The 18972-nt window shown below is 61.5% G+C and carries 20 protein-coding genes; 10 read left to right on the forward strand and 10 right to left on the reverse strand.

What is annotated here, in order from left to right:
- Positions 1-230 precede the first annotated feature (230 nt).
- Positions 231-521, forward strand: coding sequence for a hypothetical protein (locus M1D88_RS07590; protein WP_458113926.1), 291 nt, complete (start codon positions 231-233; stop codon positions 519-521).
- Positions 502-1212 carry a response regulator transcription factor gene (locus tag M1D88_RS07595; protein WP_458113927.1) on the forward strand — a complete coding sequence of 237 codons (711 nt, stop codon included), beginning with the start codon at positions 502-504 and terminating at the stop codon, positions 1210-1212. The genes M1D88_RS07590 and M1D88_RS07595 overlap by 20 nt, the downstream gene beginning before the upstream one ends.
- Here the strand turns inward: M1D88_RS07595 and M1D88_RS07600 are convergent.
- On the reverse strand, positions 1160-2638 hold the full coding sequence (locus M1D88_RS07600) for a sensor histidine kinase (protein ID WP_458113928.1): 1479 nt from the start codon (positions 2636-2638) through the stop codon (positions 1160-1162). The genes M1D88_RS07595 and M1D88_RS07600 overlap by 53 nt on opposite strands.
- Before the next feature lie 245 nt (positions 2639-2883).
- On the opposite strand from M1D88_RS07600, the gene M1D88_RS07605 reads away from it, so the two are divergent.
- A complete protein-coding gene (locus M1D88_RS07605; protein ID WP_458113929.1) occupies positions 2884-3246 on the forward strand; it encodes a PepSY domain-containing protein in 363 nt (120 codons plus the stop codon).
- 196 nt (positions 3247-3442) lie between these two features.
- Here the strand turns inward: M1D88_RS07605 and M1D88_RS07610 are convergent, their stop codons facing one another.
- Genes M1D88_RS07610 through M1D88_RS07645 form a run of 8 tightly spaced genes read right to left on the reverse strand, consistent with a single transcriptional unit; the run spans position 3443 to position 11270 of the window.
- Positions 3443-4402, reverse strand: a complete 960-nt coding sequence (locus tag M1D88_RS07610) for an SMP-30/gluconolactonase/LRE family protein (RefSeq protein ID WP_458113930.1) — start codon at positions 4400-4402, stop codon at positions 3443-3445.
- Between the two features lie 13 nt (positions 4403-4415).
- The gene (locus M1D88_RS07615; protein WP_458113931.1) at positions 4416-5360 is read right to left on the reverse strand and encodes a sugar kinase; all 945 of its coding nucleotides are present in this window, start codon (positions 5358-5360) and stop codon (positions 4416-4418) included.
- Positions 5348-6031 carry a bifunctional 4-hydroxy-2-oxoglutarate aldolase/2-dehydro-3-deoxy-phosphogluconate aldolase gene (locus M1D88_RS07620; protein ID WP_458113932.1) on the reverse strand — a complete coding sequence of 228 codons (684 nt, stop codon included), beginning with the start codon at positions 6029-6031 and terminating at the stop codon, positions 5348-5350. The genes M1D88_RS07615 and M1D88_RS07620 overlap by 13 nt, the downstream gene beginning before the upstream one ends.
- A gap of 3 nt (positions 6032-6034) precedes the next feature.
- Positions 6035-6886, reverse strand: a complete 852-nt coding sequence (locus M1D88_RS07625; RefSeq protein ID WP_458113933.1) for an NAD-dependent epimerase/dehydratase family protein — start codon at positions 6884-6886, stop codon at positions 6035-6037.
- Positions 6883-8013 (reverse strand): mandelate racemase/muconate lactonizing enzyme family protein, encoded by a 1131-nt coding sequence (locus tag M1D88_RS07630; RefSeq protein ID WP_458113934.1) that lies wholly within the window; start codon positions 8011-8013, stop codon positions 6883-6885. Before M1D88_RS07630 ends, M1D88_RS07625 begins: the two co-directional genes overlap by 4 nt.
- 31 nt (positions 8014-8044) lie before the next feature.
- Positions 8045-8935: a carbohydrate ABC transporter permease gene (locus M1D88_RS07635; RefSeq protein WP_458113935.1), complete on the reverse strand. Its 891-nt coding sequence runs from the start codon at positions 8933-8935 to the stop codon at positions 8045-8047.
- A complete protein-coding gene (locus M1D88_RS07640) occupies positions 8932-9903 on the reverse strand; it encodes a carbohydrate ABC transporter permease (protein WP_458113936.1) in 972 nt (323 codons plus the stop codon). Before M1D88_RS07640 ends, M1D88_RS07635 begins: the two co-directional genes overlap by 4 nt.
- Before the next feature lie 5 nt (positions 9904-9908).
- Positions 9909-11270 carry an extracellular solute-binding protein gene (locus M1D88_RS07645; protein WP_458113937.1) on the reverse strand — a complete coding sequence of 454 codons (1362 nt, stop codon included), beginning with the start codon at positions 11268-11270 and terminating at the stop codon, positions 9909-9911.
- A gap of 152 nt (positions 11271-11422) precedes the next feature.
- On the opposite strand from M1D88_RS07645, the gene M1D88_RS07650 reads away from it, so the two are divergent.
- From M1D88_RS07650 to M1D88_RS07670, 5 genes are all read left to right on the forward strand, one after another.
- On the forward strand, positions 11423-12661 hold the full coding sequence (locus M1D88_RS07650; RefSeq protein WP_458113938.1) for an ROK family protein: 1239 nt from the start codon (positions 11423-11425) through the stop codon (positions 12659-12661).
- A 315-nt stretch (positions 12662-12976) separates the two neighbouring features.
- Positions 12977-13945, forward strand: coding sequence for a glycoside hydrolase family 43 protein (locus M1D88_RS07655; protein WP_458113939.1), 969 nt, complete (start codon positions 12977-12979; stop codon positions 13943-13945).
- Positions 13946-14117: 172 nt separating this feature from the next.
- Positions 14118-14495, forward strand: coding sequence for a hypothetical protein (locus tag M1D88_RS07660; protein WP_458113940.1), 378 nt, complete (start codon positions 14118-14120; stop codon positions 14493-14495).
- Positions 14492-15589 carry an AAA family ATPase gene (locus tag M1D88_RS07665; protein WP_458113941.1) on the forward strand — a complete coding sequence of 366 codons (1098 nt, stop codon included), beginning with the start codon at positions 14492-14494 and terminating at the stop codon, positions 15587-15589. Before M1D88_RS07660 ends, M1D88_RS07665 begins: the two co-directional genes overlap by 4 nt.
- A complete protein-coding gene (locus tag M1D88_RS07670; protein ID WP_458113942.1) occupies positions 15586-16137 on the forward strand; it encodes a hypothetical protein in 552 nt (183 codons plus the stop codon). The genes M1D88_RS07665 and M1D88_RS07670 overlap by 4 nt, the downstream gene beginning before the upstream one ends.
- A 117-nt stretch (positions 16138-16254) precedes the next feature.
- Here the strand turns inward: M1D88_RS07670 and M1D88_RS07675 are convergent, their stop codons facing one another.
- A complete protein-coding gene (locus M1D88_RS07675; RefSeq protein ID WP_458113943.1) occupies positions 16255-17004 on the reverse strand; it encodes an SDR family NAD(P)-dependent oxidoreductase in 750 nt (249 codons plus the stop codon).
- 413 nt (positions 17005-17417) lie between these two features.
- On the opposite strand from M1D88_RS07675, the gene M1D88_RS07680 reads away from it, so the two are divergent.
- Positions 17418-17693: a YegP family protein gene (locus tag M1D88_RS07680; protein ID WP_458113944.1), complete on the forward strand. Its 276-nt coding sequence runs from the start codon at positions 17418-17420 to the stop codon at positions 17691-17693.
- Positions 17694-17903: 210 nt separating this feature from the next.
- Positions 17904-18884, forward strand: a complete 981-nt coding sequence (locus M1D88_RS07685) for an ABC transporter substrate-binding protein (protein WP_458112923.1) — start codon at positions 17904-17906, stop codon at positions 18882-18884.
- The last annotated feature ends 88 nt before the right edge of the window (positions 18885-18972 follow it).

Genomic DNA, 18972 nt, shown 5'->3' on the forward strand with positions numbered 1-18972 from the left:
GGCAAAACGTGAATGGCTATCGGTGCACGCCCCAGGGCAAGATGCCTTGATGGAGCCTTCTTCAGCGTGACGGTGAAATTTCTGGTTATTGCGGCCTGGAGATCGGAGAGCAACGGTCGGCATCGAGGACACCCGGGGGCTTAATAAACGAAACGAAGTGTGCTTGTCTGATGCAGAGAACGCGGATCCGGGAGTCGGCCGCGGCCGTTATTCCACGAGGTGACACGACAATGAGATTGACGACCACCACCAACGTCTCCGTGGATGGTGTGATGCAGGGGCTCGGTGGACCTGACGAGGATCGCAGCGGCGGGTTCGAGCGTGGCGGATGGGCCTTACCGCTTCTAGATGCTGAAGCCGGGGACTATCTCAATCAGATCTACGGCGGCGCGGACGCGTTCCTCTTTGGCCGCCGAACCTACGAAATCTTTGCCGGATACTGGGGAGTAATGGCGGACCCGAGCACGAACCGAATCGCAGGTATCGATGGGAGGAACAGCCATGAGGATCTTGATTGTTGAAGACGAAAAGAGACTGGCCGAAACGGTTCGCCGCGGGCTGTCCAATGAGGGATTCGCGGTGGATGTGGCACACGATGGGGTCAGCGGCATGCGAGCGGCCTTGGACAATCCGTACGATGTGATCCTGCTGGATCTGATGCTGCCGCTGAAGAACGGCTACGACGTGCTGAAGGAAATCCGGCAACACAAGATCTGGACTCCCGTCTTGATGCTGACGGCAAAGGACGGTGAGTACGACCAGACGGACGCATTCGATCTCGGGGCTGACGACTACCTGACCAAGCCCTTTAGTTTCCGTGTGTTGGTAGCTCGGATAAGGGCATTGATGCGTCGCGGGGCGCCTGTGCGGCCGGCCGTCCTTTCGGTTGGAAGCTTAAGCCTGGATCCAGCCGGCCGCGGTGTTCGGCGCGGCGAGACTCCCCTCGTCCTTACGGCTAAGGAATACGGGCTGCTGCATTACCTGATGCGGAGGCATGGACAAGTGATTTCAAAGTCGGAGATTCTCGAGAATGTCTGGAATTCTGCCTTTGAGGGCGGGGAAAACATCGTAGAGGTGTATGTGGGATACCTGCGGCGGAAGATCGATACACCGTTCGGCCTGCAAACCCTCACGACTGTCCGGGGAATGGGGTACATGCTCAGCGCCGACCTACCTGCCGCAGAGGGTCCCCTTGGTCCTGTGTCACAGTGAGCTGCTGATGCCGGTTTTGCCCAGGCGGCTCTTCCTGCCGGGGGAGATCCAGTTCGAACCGGCACATGTGGCCGGGAGCTTCCGTTGAGAGAATCCGGCCCCCGTGGGCGCTGAGGATGGCGGCCGCGATGGCCAGACCCAAACCGCTGCCACCGCTTTCGCGGGATCGGCTCTCGTCAAGCCGGACAAACCGCTCGAAGATCCGCTCCCGATCGGAAACAGGTACGGGCGGACCATCATTGTCGATCGTGAGAAGGACACGATCACCCGAGTTGCGCAGTTCAATGCGGATCCGCGACAGCGCGTGCCGTTCCGCATTGTCCAGGACATTCCGGACCACCTGGCCAAGGCGCCGCACATCGCCGGTAACACGGGCCGGTTCAAGACGGGCTTCGATTTTGTGCTTGCTGGTGGAGCGCAGTCGCCGGACCTCTTCATCAAGAACGTCATCCAGATCAACGTCTGCCCGCTCCAGCCGCAGACCGCCGTCGTTGGTCTTTGCTAGGGTCAGCAGGTCCTCGACCAAGTAGCGCATCCGCGCCGTTTCCCCTGCCAGGACCTCTTTCATCTCGTTCCATGTGGCCCCGGACGGATCAGCAGCAGCGATTTCCACCGCGGCACTGAGAGTTGCCAAGGGACTGCGAAGTTCATGCCCTGCATCAGAGATGAATCGTCGCTGTTCCCGGTCTGAAGCCTGGAGCCTGTCCAGCATCATGTTCATTGTCAGCGCCAAGGCCTGGATCTCATCGGAAGTTGGAGGCACCTCAACACGCTCGCCGAGCCTTAGGGAGTCAATTCCTGCGACTTGGCCACGGATCCGCTCCACTTGGCGCAGCGACCTCCCCACGAGTACCCAGACCCCGACGCCGACCCCTGCAACCAACAGCGGTGCTGCTCCTAGAATGAACCAAGCCACGGTGGCAAGTGTCTCGGACTGGACCTGCACCGATGCGGCAACAGCAACCGTGAAGACCTTGTCGTCCTCCTCAACGCCCGTAACAACAACGAAGAGTTCATCGTCCAACAGGCTATCCACTCCGGAAACACGCTCAAAAAGCGTTTGCTTGGCTTCCGGGCGGAGCGTGGTCAATGGCGTCGCTGCAGTGGCGCTTGCGGACGAGGCAAGAACTGATCCATCGGGATTCAGGATCTGAATGTAGTAGCCCGGCCGGCCCGCGGACGTAACGTACGCGACCGCCTCATTGAGGTCCTGTTCAACGATATGGGCAATCACGTCCTCGGCCTGCAGCTGCGTCAGGGTCTCCGTTGACGAAATCAAAGATTTCTGGAGAAGCAGCAGCAGGATCAGTCCGCCCAGCAGCAGCGCCCCGGCCACAACGGCAACTGCTGTGGCCGTGGCCCGCTTGCGCACACCCCACCGCGTGCGCACCTTGCCCATGTGCTCGGTCACGTTACCGGCGTCCATGCTCCAAGAATGCGTCCTGAGCACGTCAGAAACAAACCCCCCGCCATATTGCTCAGGTCAGTCACATGAACGTGGCGGACCATCCCACGGCGCGAGGAACCAAAAGAACCCCGCTATGCGCTGGTTGCGGCATGCTGTGATCTGGCTGAGATTTGCGCCAGGCATTGTTGTCGATGGGGTAGCCGTGGGATGAAACTGGGGGTATAAGTTTGAACGGAATGGGGGAGACAGAAGAGGAGATTGTGATGGGCAAAAAAACTCTTTGGGTCATCGGCATTGCTGCTGCGGCAGCTGCTATCGGCGGAGCGTCTGCGGCGGCTGCTATCGGCGGAGCGTCCGCCGCAGCAGCTGCTATCGGCGGAGCGTCTGCAGCGGTGGCTGCAAGCACCGTCGGCGAAGATCAGCCTTTGACCGGAACCACCTTGCAGCAGGCCAGTGATGCCGCCATCGCCCACACCGGGCCTGGAACCGTGACAAGTGCTGAAACGGACGATGATGCTTCGTATGAGGTGAACGTCCAGTTGGAAAACGGCAGCCGGGTTGAAGTGGAACTGAACAGCTCGTTCCAGGTGGTCAGTACGGAGAGCGGGGATCAGGACAACGACTAGTGGCACCGGGCCGCCGTTGAGCGACGCCGATCGGGACAAGGCAGGGCAAGCCGCTCTTGCAGTGTGGTGAGTGAGGGCAGGGTCGGCGAAGCGATCAGCCGGCCCCACCCCGAGATCACGGTAGTTCGTACCGCGGGCCCGGGCTGTTCCAAAACCTTCAAAATCGCGGCGGAGAGTGCTGCACTATCCGGGCGGACTACGATGCTCCTTCAGCCGCCGTAATCCTCGCGGAAGGTGTTGGACGGCCGCTGATGCCGACGTCGGCCGACAGTATCAGCCCGTCGAAGGTTCCCGGAGAGTCCAGGTCGATGGCTGCGGTTGTAACCACCAGCGTGGTCATGGCTTCGCCGGCAAAGCAGATGCTGGTCGGTTGTTGCGCCGGTACGTGGAGGATACGCTCAATGCTGCCGTCCGGGCGGTAACGGTGGATCCGGCCCCCGCCCCAGATTGCAACCCACAGGTGGTCTGCACTGTCTGTGATCATGCCGTCCGGGCTCCCGCCGGAGACGGTGGCGAAAGCCTGCCCGTCCCCGAGCGCCCCCGTTTCGGTGTCCACCTGGTAAGCCGTAATGGTGCCTGCCGCGCTGTCGGCCAGATACATGAGGGACCCGTCGGCTGTGAACGCGGGGCCGTTGGGAATCGTCAGGCCTGTGAGGACGGTCCTGATGCTTCCGCCAGAGTCGACCCTGTGCAGGGAGCCCGCCCCCGGGGCGGCATCCAAGGCCATGGTTCCGGCCCAGAATCGGCCCGCGGGGTCGCAGACAGCATCGTTCATCCGTACGGCAGGCGCAGCTGTGAACGGGTCTGCTGCAGAGAACGCGCTGTTCCGTTGCGGTCCGGCCAGCCAGGTGACCAGTCCGCCGTCGAGCACGGCGATACCGTCACCGGCAGCCGCCAGCAGGGCTGTCTCCGATCCGGAAATCGGTGCGATAGCGCCGAGCGGAACAGAAAGTTCCTGCAGAATTACGGTCTGTTCCGGGGACTCCAGATCCACGTGCCAGAGCTGCCCACGAAGGATGTCGACTGCAAGGACGCGGCCGTCGGGCAGCAGCCGGGGTCCCTCGCCGAGTTCCAGCGGCGTTTCGTTGCATACCTTCCAGTCAGGATGGTAATTCGCAGGTTCGTGAGTTGAAGCCTGAGTTTTTGCCAGAGTCATAGGTTTCTGCTTTTCATCGGATTGCTGTGCCGTTTCCGGCATCCAGCAGGGGTAGTTCTGACAATGTGGGCAGGCCTTCCCAATCGCCCTTGCTGGCGACGGCGAACGCGCCGAGGGTGTTTGCCAGGAACAGCCGCTCCTCCGCCGGGCGCGAGGTCAGCAAACCGGAGATGTAGCCGGCGGTGAAGGCATCACCGGCCCCGATGCTGTCGACGGCGGTGACCTCGCGTGCAGGGGAGTGCACGGTGCCATTCTCGTCGTACAGTCGGGCACCGTCCGCGCCCAGTTTCACCACGAGTTCACGTACTCCGCCGGTGATGAGCGCCTTGGCTGTATCTGAGGAATCATCGCCAGCGTCATCCGAAAGTAGCGTCAGCTCGTCAGGGGAGCCAATAACAATGTCAACGAACGGGAGAAGCCTGCGCAATGTGTCGCCCGCAAGCTTCCTGTTCCAGAGCTTGCCGCGATAGTTCACGTCGAAAACTACGGTTGCCCCTGCTGCATGGGCGGCGGATGCCGCCTGAAGGACTGTCTCCGCCGCACTCAGACTCAAGGCGGACGTGATTCCTGTCAAGTGAAGAATGCGCGGGCCCTTGGACAGCGCGGGAGAAAGGTCATCGATGCCAATCATTGAAGCGGCCGAGTTTTGACGGAAGTAGCCCACCCTGGTGAGATCCGGCAGCCGCTGCTCAAAGATCAGAATTCCGGTTTGGCGCCGAGGGTCCGTGGTGACGTGGTCCTGTCCCACTGACTCTGCCCGCAGGGTCCGGCGGATCAGCTCCCCGCCAGCATCTTCCCCGATCCGCCCCGCCCACTGGACGTTGTGCCCCAGGCGGGCCAACGCAATGGCCACATTGGATTCCGCACCGGCTATCGTGGCGGTGATGTTCGGGTTCAGGGCCAGCGGGCGGTCTGCCCTGAGAGCAATCATGGTCTCGCCGAAAGTCAAGACGTCCATTGGCGTCCGCCTTCCGCGTGGCGGCTTTGGGCGGAGGCGGCCTGCGTGAGGCCGATGAATTTCCGGGCGCGGTTACCGAGTTCAGAAAGGCTCCCGCCTCGGGGTGCATCGTGTGTTAACGGGCTGCCTGCTCCGACGGCGAGGGCGCCAGCCTGAAGGTATTCAGTCACAGATTCGGCGTCAACGCCTCCAACCGGAATGAATTCGATGTCTGGGAAGGGGTCCCGCAGTGCTCTCAGGTAGGAGGGGCCCCCAACACTTGCCGGGAACAGTTTCACTGCCGTTGCCCCTGCACGTGCTGCGGTGTACACCTCGGCAGGTGAGAGCGCGCCAACGAGAATGGGAAGTCCAAGTTTGAATGCGGCGTCTGTGCTGGGCGCAAGGCAGGGGGTGACGATGAACTGCGCGCCCGCGTCCCGGGCTTCATGCACCTGCCCGGGTGTAAGGACTGTGCCGGCACCCAAGAGGACCTGCCCGGCAGCGGTTTCATGGATCCGTCTGATGAGCTTGAGGGCATCCGTCGTGGTGAGGGATACCTCCAGGATTGTTATCCCCGCATCGATCAGCGTCATGGCAGTGTTGAAGCAGGCTTCCGCGTTGTTTCCGCGAATGATGGCGAGCAGCTTCTTATCCCGCAGGCTCGTCAGCAGTTTGGAGCTTGTGTCGTCCACGGGTTAGTCCTCTGCATGGTCAGGTGAAGGCGGGAGGGTTGGCGGGCGGAACATGAGGCAATGTTGATGACCCTGGTTCTCCCCGGTTTTTGAAGCTACGGGGGCGGGTGTGGGATCACTGGGGCGGAATCCGAGGCCCCTGATTGTTTCGGTCAGGTCCCATTTCTGGGCGGCCGCGGCCGACACTCCAACGTAGGTTCCGTACCTCATCGGAGCCGTCAACGAGGCGCGGAGCAGCTGAGCGTAGTCCCCGGGACCCAGCCATTGGGAGGCGTAGCCAGTAGTCTCCGGAGCGTAGCCGGTCAGGCCCAACCGCAGGCTCACCACAGAGACGGGCGTCCGTTCGGTCAGGATTTCCAGCAGGTTCTCAGAGAACACTTTGGCGGCGCCGTATTCACAGCAGGGCCGGGGAGGCCAGTCTTGGCGGATGGGGTACTGCGCCTCACGGTGGTACAGACCCATGGTGTGGATGGAACTGGCGAACACGATCCTCTTGACGCCGGAGCCCGCCGCCGCGGCTGCCAGCCCTGCCGTGAGCATGGCTCCGCCCTCGACGGCGGTCCGCGCCTCGATCTCCGGATAAGCGTTTCCCGCCAGGTGGACCACGGCGTCGACGGACTCGATCGCCGCGTCCCAAGCGTCGCGTTCTGTGAGGTCCAAGGCCATCCGTTCGGTCCCGTCCTCAACGTCCTGCGAATCGCCTATGGCCCAGTCCCGATCAATGAGCCTGAGCCTGTAGCGTCCCGCGAGGGCCTGGGACGTCAGTTGCCCGACGTGCCCGGCCGCCCCCGTAACCACTACGAGAGGACGTCTTGTTCCTTCGTCTGCCCCTGAGACCATAAATTGCCCTTTCACCAGTTGGTGAATGATCCGTCGAGTCTACGCAGTTGCGGCATGGGAGGTGGCTGGATCTGATGGGCCCGCGCAGCATCAAGATCCACTTCCAATCCGAGGCCGGGTGCCTCGGGACGGCGCATCCATTCCCCGTCCATGGTTGCCTGAACCGGGAATACGTCGTTGGCCTCGGTGCCCGGAAGCTGGTATTGCTCCTGGATGCCGAAGGTGGGCAGGGTCATGTTCAGATGCAATGATGCCGCCGTCGCGATTGGCCCCAACGGGTTGTGGGTGGCTGTACGGATGTGGTGGGACTCGCACCAGCCGGCGATCTTCTTCGCCTCGGTGAAGCCTCCCACGATGCAAATGTCGAAGCGGGCGTAATCAATGAGGTCGTGCTCAATAAGCGGCCGGATTTCCCACTTGGACGCCGCCTGCTCGCCTGCGGCCACCGGAACGGAAGTGCGTTGTCGCAAGGTGCGGTAGATGTCGGGATTCTCCCAGCGCAGCGGATCCTCGATGAAGTACATGTTGGCCCCTTCCAGTTCCCGGCACAGTGTCGTGGCTTCGGGGAGTTCCAAGCGGGTGTGCACGTCCAGGATCAGCTCAAACTCGCTTCCGAGTTCGTCCCGTACAGCTGCCACTTCGGCAAGGGCGTGGCGGGTAGCTGCGCGGGGTTCCAGCAAATCACCTTCAGACGGTACCGAGAGCCGCCCGACCGTCCAGCCTTGCTCGAAGGCCTTCCGCGCATTGTCGATAAGTTCAGCATGGTCCGCGCCCCAGATATGCCGGTAGCACTTCACCCGGTCCCGGACTGCTCCCCCCAATAACTCATAAACCGGAATCTCCAGTGCCTTGCCCTTCAGATCCCACAGGGCAATGTCCACAGCCGAGATGGCAGAGGCGAGAACGCGGTCCGCGGGGTAGAAGCCGGACCGCGACATGACCTGCCACAGGTGTTCTGTGCGGAAGGGGTCGTTGCCGATGAGAAGCGGCTTGAAGTGCTCCAGGGCTCCCCGAACGGCCAGCTGGCGTGAGCGAAGCCCGACTTCTCCGACGCCGAAGATTCCTTCGTCGGTGTGCACTACAACCATCATCAAGGCACCGCCGTCGTCGATGGTTAGGACTTCCAAGTCCGTTATTTTCACAGGGTCAGGCCTTTCATACAGGAGAAATCTTCTATTTCATGCCTGAAGTGGCGAACCCATTGACATAGGACCGCTGGACGAAAAAGAACATGATGAGAACGGGGAGGACGTAGAGCACGGCGCCGGCTGCCAGCAGGTTGTTGACCGGGAACCCTTGGGAGTTGACATAGCCGGTCGTGATGGCCACCGCCAGCGTGGTGTTGTCCTGGTTGAGCAGGAGCTGGGGGGCGATGAAGTCGCCCCATACGCCGTTGAAGGAAAGAACAAAAGCGGTGATGACGACGGGTTTGGAGAGCGGGAGGAAGATTTGCACAAAGATGCGCAGCCGTCCGCAGCCGTCGAGGATGGCGGCCTCCTCAAGTTCGCGGGGAAGCTGGGCGAAGAACTGGCGGTAGAGGAAGATGAGGTAAGGAGCGCCAGCCATACCCCACAAGACCCACGGCCAGTAGGTGCCGACCAGCCCGACCTTCGCGAACAGCAGGTAGGTGGGTATGAGGGTGATGATGGGGGGTGTCATCATCATGGCGATCAGGATCCCGAAGAGGACCTTCTTTCCCTTGCCGTTGAGGCGGGCGAACCCATAGCCGACAAGCGCGGAGCTGACGGTGGTCAGGACGCCGGTCACCGTGGACAGGAAGAGGGAATTGGCGGCATAGGCCCAGAACGGCAGGACTAATGTGGCATCGATAAAGTTCTGCACCTGCGGCGAAGTGGGAATCCAGGTGATGGGATCGGAGGCCAACTGCTGGGGCGTCTTCAAAGCCGTCAGGAAGAGCCAAAGGACCGGAAGGAAGAGCATGGCGCAAACCACAACCAGGATCACGAAGGCGACCCGGTTCTTGCGTTCCCGGCTTTGCCGGATAGGTGGTTCCGGCGGCGCGGTCTGGGACTCCGTTTGGGGGCGGTGACCGATGAGCGTCATCCCTCTTTCCCTTCTTTGGAGGGATCGACGGCGTAGAACACAGTGCGTCCGCCGATCTTGAACGTAATGATGGTGACCACCAGGATGACCAGGAAGAAGAGCCAAAGCATCGCGGACGCATACCCGTACTTGGAGTACGCGAAGTACTGGGCGTAGACGTCCACCATGAAGATCCGGTTCGCTTCAGGTACGGCTGTGATGGCCGCCGGCCCGTTGGCCGGCGACAACAGGAGCGCCGGGACGAATGTCTGCAGGACGCCGATGGTGGTAGTGATCACCTGGAAAAGAAGCACCGGCGAGATGCTCGGAAGCGTGACGTGCCAGAATGCCATAAAGGCGTTTGCCCCATCCAGCCGCGCGGCCTCATGAAGCTCTGCGGGAACATCCTGCAGGGCGGCGAGGTTGATCAGCACGCCGGCGCCAATGCCCCAAAGCATGACCACCAACAGGACCACGAACACCGTGTTTCCGCTCATCCAGCTCACCGCATCCGCACCGAAGATCGCAAGAACGCCGTTGATGGCGCCGCTGTCACGGTCGAACAGCAGCTTCCAGGTCAGCGTCGCCGCGACGGGGGGCACGATGGCTGGCAGATAGACGAGCATCCGCAGGCCTGATCGCCAGCGGACCTTTTCGTTCAGGAGCAGCGCCAGTCCCAGTCCTCCGCAGATGGTGATGGGCACAATGGCGAGAGCGAGCACGCCGGTACGCTGCAGGCTGGCCCACATGCGCGGATCACTCAACGCATCTGTGTAGTTCTTCAGCCCAATCCAGTTCTGATTCGGTGCTATTCCATCCCAGTTGGTGAAGCTGATCCACAGTGCATAGCCCAGCGGAAACAGCGTCAGGAGCACTGTTCCGATCAGCCAGGGGGAGATAAAGGCGTAGAACGTGCCCGAACCCCTGAAGCCGGCGTTTCCCCGCCGGCTCTTTCGGCGAACAGCTCTAGCCAGAGAGAGAGTACTCACCTGCGTCATCCCTTCTTGCCGGCAAGTTCCATGCCCTGCTTGAGGAGATCGTTGACGGCAGTAGTCGCCTGGTCCGCGAACTGGCCAGCAGACAGCTCGCCTTTCACTGCGCGGGGGAAGAGTTCAGCGATGGCAGCGCTAACAGCTACCGCCTGGGCATAAGGGCTGAAGGGAAGAACCTCCAGGTACTGCTCTTCGTTGCGCTGCACTTTCAGTGCATCAGTCTGGTAAGGCTGGGACTGCGGCAGTTCGGAAGCCAAAGCCGTGACGGCCGGCAGCCCCACGCCAGTCTGGGCCCTCACCTTGGCGTTGGGCCCGGTGCAGCAATACCACTCAAGGAACGCGTAGGCCTCGTCCTTCATGGCAGTCTTGGAGGAGATCCAGTAGCCTGTGGCCGACGTGGTGGGGCTGACGCGCTTTGAGCCCATCATCGGGGCAGGCGCGAGACGGGCGAACTCGGCGGTTTTGGGATTCGTTGCCACCATGCCGCCAAACCAGTAGCCGGCCAACGCCATTGCAGTCCTCCTGGCATCAAACGGCGGCCAGTCCCAGCCGTCCGGATTCGGATCCAGGAGCGTGTAGCCCACCTGCTTTTTGGCCACATCGATGTGCCACTGCAGTGCCTGCATGACCTCAGGGCTTGTGAAGTCCGCCTTGGTCAGATCGTCGTTGAATACACGCCCGTTGGTGGTTGCCACCATGGAAGAGATTGCCTCGATGGTTGGGGCCGTGGCGAACAGCCCATACTGTTCCACCTTGCCTCCGCCACGCTTTGTCATGGGCTCGGCGTATTCGAGCAGCTGGTCATACGTGAGCGGCTTGTCCATGGTGGGAAGCGGAATGCCGGCCGCACCAAAGGCTTCGGTGTTGTACCAGAACATGGAATCCTGGGACCAGTCCTTGACGAAGCCGTAGCGCGGTCCGCTGCCCTGCTTGTTTCCGTCCCAGCGCCAGACGTCGTTGATCTTGGCCAGGTCGGATTCCTTAAGTGTGCTCGACTTTGCCAGATACGGGTCCAGGTCCAAGGCAAGGCCGCGGCTTGCAAGGTTGGCAGTGCTGATGGCCCCCAGGCTCCTGGCCAGGTCCGGCGGGGTTCCCGCGGCCATCATAGCGTTTAGCCGGGTTGGGTCGTCCTTGATCAGGGTGATGGGAACATCGGGATGGTCCTTAACCCACGCATCGATGACCTCCTGGGTGATCTCACCGGGGTTGCCCATAATCGTCAGTCCTCCGGGCTTTTTGGCGGCACCTCCGCCCGCCGCACTCGCCGAGCATCCGGTCAGCGCGCCCCCTGTGGCTGCAAAGCCGGCGAACAGAGCAGCGCCGCCCAATAGACTGCGGCGTGAAACGTGCTTTTGTACATTCATTTGACGTACCTTCATCGCTACGGGCCTGAGAGGCCGAGGTGTGTAATGGAGTGGACCGATCCCCGACTCAGTGTGAGGGCCCTCACGTCGATGTGTCAAGACTCTTTACACAAAGTCTTTCTTTCTTACGGAGGGTCGTACATAATGAGGGAGTGAATTCAGCCCGAAGCGGAGGCTCCCTCCGCAACCTCCGACTATCCAACTCCCTGCATGTCCTGGACCTGGTGGTCAGCCAAGGTCCCATGCACCGTGCCGAGATGGCAAGGCGTTTGGGTATTTCGCGCACCACCATCACCACTATTACGCGCGAGTTGATGGAGCGCGGCGTGCTTGTGGAGCTGTCGGAGCGGGTTGAGAGTGGGGACGAAGTGGACGGCAGGGCGGGTGACCAGCTCGCGTTCAGCCCGGATGCGGGTTGGATTGCAGGCATGAGCCAGGTGCTCGACAGAATCTGCGTCCGGATCACGGACTTGATGGGCAATGAAGTGGCATCGGCCGAGGCGGTCATCGGTGCCAAGGATGAGTGGCAGCTCCGGGCTGAGGCGGCCGTCTACCTCCTGGACCGCGCGCTGAAGAAGGGAGGCGGAGACCGTGATGACCTTCTCGGCGTCGGGATCGGGCTTCCCGGGCAGATTAACCCGGTGGATGGCATCGTGCACGGGGCTTTGGCCGACCAGCCGTGGCACGGCATCAATGCGCGCCAGGAAATGAACCGCCGCCTCGGCGTTCCTGTTTTCATCGACAACAATGTCCGCCTTGAAGCGATAGCGGAAGCAAAATGGGGAGCCGGGCAGGGGATCCGGGATCTTATGTACGTGAGCATGTCCAGCGGAATAGCAGCCGGCTTCCTCTTCGGCGGGGAGCTTTACCGGGGATCCGGCGGAGGTGCCGGAGAGCTGGGCCATACCTCCATAGACATTAACGGTCCGGCTTGCAGGTGTGGAAATCACGGATGCCTCGTTCTCTTCGCAGGGACTCCAGCCATACTGAACCGCCTGGCCGCTACTTTGGGTCCGGATGCGACGATGGATGATGTGCTTGCCGCGAACGCCGCGGGAGACAGGTCCGTCCAGAATGTTCTGTCCGAAGCAGGATCCGTGGTGGGGCGCCTGCTGGCCAGCATGTGCAACTTGCTCAACCCGCAGCGGATCGTGGTGGGCGGCCAAACGTCGCTGGCCGGAGCCGTTGTGCTGGACCCGCTGCGGGAGAGCATCGCACGTTACGCTCTCACCCCATCGGCCGCCTTGGAAGTGGTGGTCTCGGACCTTGGTGGGGGTCCGGAAGCCGGTGCAGCAGGAGGCGCAGCTATGGCGCTGTCCATGCTGACCACTTCACCTGAAATGTTCAGCCGGCTCGTTGACCGCCCGGCAGCCGCCTCCTTCCGTGCGTGATGTTTTGCTGCGCTAGGATAACGATATCTTCGCCGTGGAGATTGACGAGGGCCAAAAGAAGAAGATAGAGGACCGCTACGAGGGCAGCTGTGCGTGGGGGTGGACGATGACTGAGATTTTAGAACCTTTGTTCCGTGACCCCATCCAGGATGGAGCCGCCGATCCCACGGTGATCTGGAACCGCGCGGCGGGGGAGTGGTGCACAAGGCCTGGAGACCGGCTGGGGCCGGAACCTCGGGCCAGCGCCGCGCGACAAGCCATGGATATTTGCCCCGTACCGCTTCCTCCTAACGACAGAAAGAGTGATCCAGTCCAATGAGTTCCAGCCGTCAGTATGCGGGGTACCTCTACGTCCATTTCAAACGCGAATCAGAGGACGGTGAGCAGATCCATTTCGCCCTGAGCGACGGGAACAACCCGCTGCACTTCGAAGACCTCAACGGCGGCAAACCGGTCCTGTACTCGGCTTTGGGTGAGGGCGGCGTCCGTGACCCGCACATTGTTCGTTCCCCTGACGGCGAGCGGTTTTACATGGTGGCTACCGACCTGTGCCTCTACGACAGCCTTGATTGGGATCGGCACCAGCGCCGGGGCAGCCGCTCCATCATGGTTTGGGAGTCGACGGATCTGGTGGACTGGGGAGAGGGCCGCCTCGTTGAGGTCGCACCACCTGAAGCAGGTAACACCTGGGCGCCGGAATCGGTCTGGGATCCCGAGCAGGACGCCTTCGTCGTGTACTGGTCCTCGACCCTCTACGAGAACGCCGAACGTGAAGGTCAGAGCTACAACCGGATCATGTACGCCACCACACGTGACTTCCGTGAGTTCTCTGAGGCTGGCGTATGGATCGATAGGGGATGGTCCACGATCGACACCACAGTGATCAAGCACGAGGGCCTCTACTACCGCTTCCTCAAGGACGAACGCAGCCGCACCAGTGGACTGCCGCTGGGCAAGTCGATCTTCTCGGAAACGTCCCCGTCCCTGACCGCTGCCGACTGGAAGCCGCTGGCGGCGGGTATCGGCCTTGGCCCGATCAGCCAGGGCGAGGGCCCCTTGGTCTACAAGTCGAACACAGAGGACAAGTGGTTCCTCTGGATCGACGAGTTCACGCTGGAACGCCGTTACGTTCCTTTCGAAACGACCAATCTGGCCGGCGGGCAATGGACTCCCTCCGAAGACTTTCGGCTGCCGCCGAACCCATGCCACGGCGTCGTGGTTCCGGTGACGTCCGAGGAATACGAACGGCTGAGCGCCGCCTGGGGGAGTGCATACCGTGTCTGACTCCATTAGTCCCTTCCAAATCGACGGAGACGCCGTCGAGTGGCGGGGTGGCGGGGAGGTGCTGCGCTTCGAGCCCTGGGGTGCAGATAGCGTTCGCGTTCGGGTGAGTCGAACCAGGCCGCTGCGTGATGAAGTGTAGGCGCTTCTGCAGCCTGGTCCGACCGACGCGCAAGTGGAATTCAGCGGCAACCGTGCCGTGATCCGCAACGGTTCGATCGCGGTTGTTCTGGAGGCGAGGACAGAGCCTGTGCGGAAGACGGGCTACCCGACGCGTCACTGCGCGCTGTCGTTCCTCGACGACGCCGGCCAGATTCTGTTCGAGGAGGTCGACCAGGGCGGCGCGCTGCAGCGGATTGCCCGTGACCATTATCCCAACGGTGGCGGCGATGTCCACTTGACGGCATCCTTTACTCCGCAGCCAGGCAACCTCTCGCTGGTGTGGGTCCTCGTCCCGGCGCCCATCGGAACGATTCCCGAGTTCGCTCGCGATGGGGCTCTCCAGGAGCTGGTCGGCAGTACTGCGTTCGATTCGATAGTGTTTATCGCATGATTCCCATCGTCTGGCTGGTCGGTACGTCTGGGGTCGGCAAGTCAACAGTAGGCTGGCAGCTTCAGCAAGCGCTTGAGCGTCGGAACGTGCCTGCCGCGTTCGTGGATGCCGATCAAATGAGGAACGCGGCAGGCGTCCAGGCGACTGAGGACGAATTCATCGCCGACGGACTCGCGGTGCTCGGACCGATCTTCCAACGTGCTGGAGCGACGATCCTCATCGTGGCGGGCATGGTGGACGATGCGGCTCACCTCGCTCGCTTGTTGCCTGTCGGCGGACGCCCGCCTGTTCTCGTCGTTCATCTGCACGCCTCCGACGAGACGGTGGTGGACCGGGTGGAGCAGCGTAGATGGAACGTGGAACTCGCCGCCGATTCGGTCAAATATGCCCACAGCTTCGACGCGACCTGGGTGGATGTTGCGGTCGATACGACCTGTCAATCGCCGTCCCAGGTCGCCGGGACCTTGCTCGAGGGCTCCGAGCGTCTGGCCCGCTCGGAGCGCCTCGACAAGCCGCTGGCCGTTCCACCCGTAATCGATGCGGAGTCCACGGTGACTCTCATAACAGGCGCTGGCGGTGTCGGGCTGTCGACAACGGGGTTCCTGGCCTTCCTGCAGCGCATGTGGTCAGGCGAACGTACCGGGTACGTCGACAGCTACCAGGTCGGCATCCTGGGGGCGGACCCCCGCGCGCCGGAGGCCGCGTCACTGCGCGCGGCCAACTCGGCCGCCCTCGCGGCAGTGATGGCCCGTCGCGGGATTCGGCACGTGTTAATAACCGCGGATCCGCTGACGGCGCGAGCGCTCACCGCTATTGCAAAGCCTGCACACCTGTTCTGGCTTGATGCCTCCGACGACGTGATTGAATCACGTCATCGCGCCCGGGCGGCGGGTGGCGGGCCACCTCTTGCCGCCGATCACCGCCTGGGACTCGATGAGCTGGGCATCCGCGCGGCGGTGGCCGCCTCGATCGCGGAGGCTCGAGCTGTAGGACTCCGGCCCAACGGTGCCACGATTATCAATACGGACGAGCTTTCGGCGGAAGACGTAGCAAGGCAGATCAATCAATGCGGCGGAGTCGGTGTAGATCGGTGATCGATCCTTCGCGAGCATTGCTGCTCAACGGCTCGTCCGGGGTCGGAAAGTCAACTGCGCTTCAGGCACTTGGTGCCGTACTGGGGGAGCGAAGTGTCTCCCACGCTTTCGTCGATCTCGACGAGCTGGCGCTCTTCTGGCCGCGCCCGACTGACGATCCCTGGGGCGGCCGTACGGCTCGCGCGAACCTCGCCGCGGTGAGCAAAATATACTGGGCGGCCGGTGTTCAATGCATTGCCGTTGCGCACGTGTTCACCGATCGGGAGCATCTGGACGGATGTCGCGTCGCTCTCTCGCACGGTGTGCGTGTCATGGACGCTGAAAGGGCACCGCTTGTCCGCTTGCGTACGTCCCGGGCAGTGGTGGAGGAACGGCTGCGTCGACGGCACGCGGTCGACGCGCCATGGGAGCTTGAGGGCTTTCTTGCCGGCTACGAGAGTCTCACGCGTGCACTCGATGACGCGGCACTGGACGACGTCGTCATTGACGTCGACGACCTGACACCCCCGGACGTCGCGGAACGCATCCTGGATGTCGCCGGTTGGTGACAGTGTGGCGCACAGTCGCATGCCATAACCAGGAAAACCCATTACTTTACATAATGTAGATTATCGGCGTTTAAAGGTCGAGAAGTAGAAGCAGCTGCGAGAACTCCTATTCCATGACTAATTCGCCAGGGAATCATTTTCCTTCTTCATGAAGTAGTCCACCTTTGAGTAGCCTCCGTCAACCACGACGGACGAGCCGGTGATAAAGGATGCCTCTGGACTTAGGAGAAAAGCGACAACACTGGCAACATCATCCGGGCTACCGTTGCGCCCAAGTGGGGTGAGGATTGCCGCCGCGTAAGACTCTGGAAGGATACCGGAGTCTACCCATCCAGGAGCTACTGCGTTGACACGTATGCCGCGGGGCCCAAGGACATTGGCAAGGCTTTGAGTGACAGAGAGAAGGGCTGCTTTGCTGGCTGAATAGGCGATACTGCGAAAGGATCCGATAAACGCGTCGATGCTGGCGATATTGACGATGCTCCCCCCGGCTGTCATATGGAGGCCTATTTCTCGGGCAAGGATGAGCGGAGCGGTGACGTTCACCTCAAAAGTTTCGTCCCATGCCTCGAAGTCAAGTTCCTCAATCGATTCCTTCACCAGGATGCCCGCGTTGTTGACCAGCGCATTAAAGGAAAATTCATCACGAATCCGCCGAGCGAACAGTAGGGACGCGGATCTGTCGGTCAGATCCACCTGACGCACTTCAACACCATGAGTGCGGCTGAGTTCCCTGGCCTCGTCAAGACCTGTGTAAAAAGTTGCCACAACGTTCCAGCCCGCTCCCGACAGATGTTCCGCAATGGATCTGCCGATCCCTCGCGCTCCACCTGTAACCAGCACACAACGGTCGCCGTTCACGCTCATTCCTCCCGCCTATCGATCTGGTTGAAAACCTCGTCCGTTCCTACTGTGAGGCCTGGTGTCATGGATCGCCAGAGTGCCATCAGCCCAGCTCGCCCCACCAGAACGAGAACTAACCCTCTTCGTCAGCGCAACGGACAACTCCCGGCCCATGAATACCACGCATGCCAGTTTGGAAGGGGCTGATGATTGGGGCAAACATCCTTCAGTACACCCTGTTTTCACACAATCCGGGACTTTTGTCCCTTATGGACTCCACCCCGTTCTGGAAACATCGTTGCGGGGCTGCCTGCCGTTTCACTGGACACGGACCGACCGGTTGGTTCGAAGAGATCAGTAATCATTTCTCGCCGAACGTTGGCCAGGCATGTGCCCACCAAGATTCAAAGGCAGAGTTGCCTGGAAGGAGCAAGTTCATGGCAGGATCATTCGAGGTATTCATGGATGCCGAATCGCAGGTGCGGTTCAGGCTGGTTGCCCCCAACGGAGTTGTGCTCGCCGTCTCCGAGAAGTTCGCTGACAAACGTCACGCTGCCGCGGCAATCAAAGATGTACGTGAATGCGCCGGAACCGGCCTGATCCAGGATCTCTGCCCAAAGTCCACCCCGGAACCATCTCAGAAACAGCGCCCCTCAGCGCGACGTCCGGTGGTTCGACGCTCCTACAGCTTCCGCTCGGCCCGCACAGTCTAAGCCCGTCTGACATCGGCCAAGGCGCAACTCCGCTCCCCATCCCACAGCACTCCCCCGACATTTCACGTCACCGAAATGTGATCTAACTTACTTGACGGACGGGTTTGTTAGCGTTCACACTTATCGCCAGAGCGAACCTGCTTCAGTTTGCAGCAACGGTGGTGTTGGGGTCTCCCGCCTGCATGTAACTAACGCTTCCGGGAGGATGTTGTGTTTAAGAAATCTCTAGTAGCCGTTTTGGCCGCGTCAGCTATTGCCCTTACTGCCTGCGGAGGTGGCGGCCAGGCCGCTTCGAGCACCGGAGGCGCTGAGAAGAAGATCGTGATGGGCTTCGCCCAGGTCGGCGCGGAAAGCGGCTGGCGCAGCGCCAACACCAAGTCCGTTCAGGAATCCGCCAAGGAAGCCGGCATCGACCTGAAGTTCTCCGACGCCCAGCAGAAGCAGGAAAACCAGATCAAGGCGATCCGCTCCTACATCCAGCAGAAGGTCGACGTTATCGCCTTCTCCCCCGTGGTTGAATCCGGCTGGGACACCGTCCTGAAGGAAGCCAAGGACGCGAAGATCCCCGTGATCCTCACGGACCGCGCCGTGGACTCGGCCGACAAGTCCCTGTACAAGACCTTCCTGGGCTCGGACTTCGTCCTCGAAGGCAAGAAGGCCGGCGAGTGGCTCGTTGCTGAGTCCAAGGCTGCCACAGACACCGTGAACATCGTCGAAATCCAGGGCACCACCGGTTCCGCGCCGGCAAACGACCGGAAGGAAGGCTTCGAAGAGGCCATCAAGGCGGACCCGAAGCTGAAGATCATCGCCTCCCAGAGCGGTGACTTCACCCGCAGCGGCGGCAAGCAGGTCATGGAGGCGTTCCTGAAGAACAACCCCGACATCGACGTCGTCTTCGCCCACAACGACGACGAAGGCCTCGGCGCCATCGAAGCCATCGAAGCCGCCGGCAAGGTCCCGGGCAAGGACATCAAGATCATCACCATCGACGCCGTCAAGGACGGCATGACCGCCCTGAGCCAGGGCAAGATCAACTACATCGTCGAGTGCAGCCCCCTGCTGGGCACCCAGCTCATGGACCTCGCCAAGAAGGTCCTCGCCGGCGAAACAGTCCCGGAGCGCGTCGTCACCGAAGAAACCACCTTCACCCAGGAACAGGCCATCAAGGCCCTGCCTACCCGTCAGTACTGAGCCCCCGCTCACCTGATCGTCCGTGCGGCGGCAGTACATGACACTGCCGCCGCGCCGATCAACAGCACGCATTCCACCGCACGGACTT

The organism is Arthrobacter sp. R1-13 (assembly GCF_054161475.1).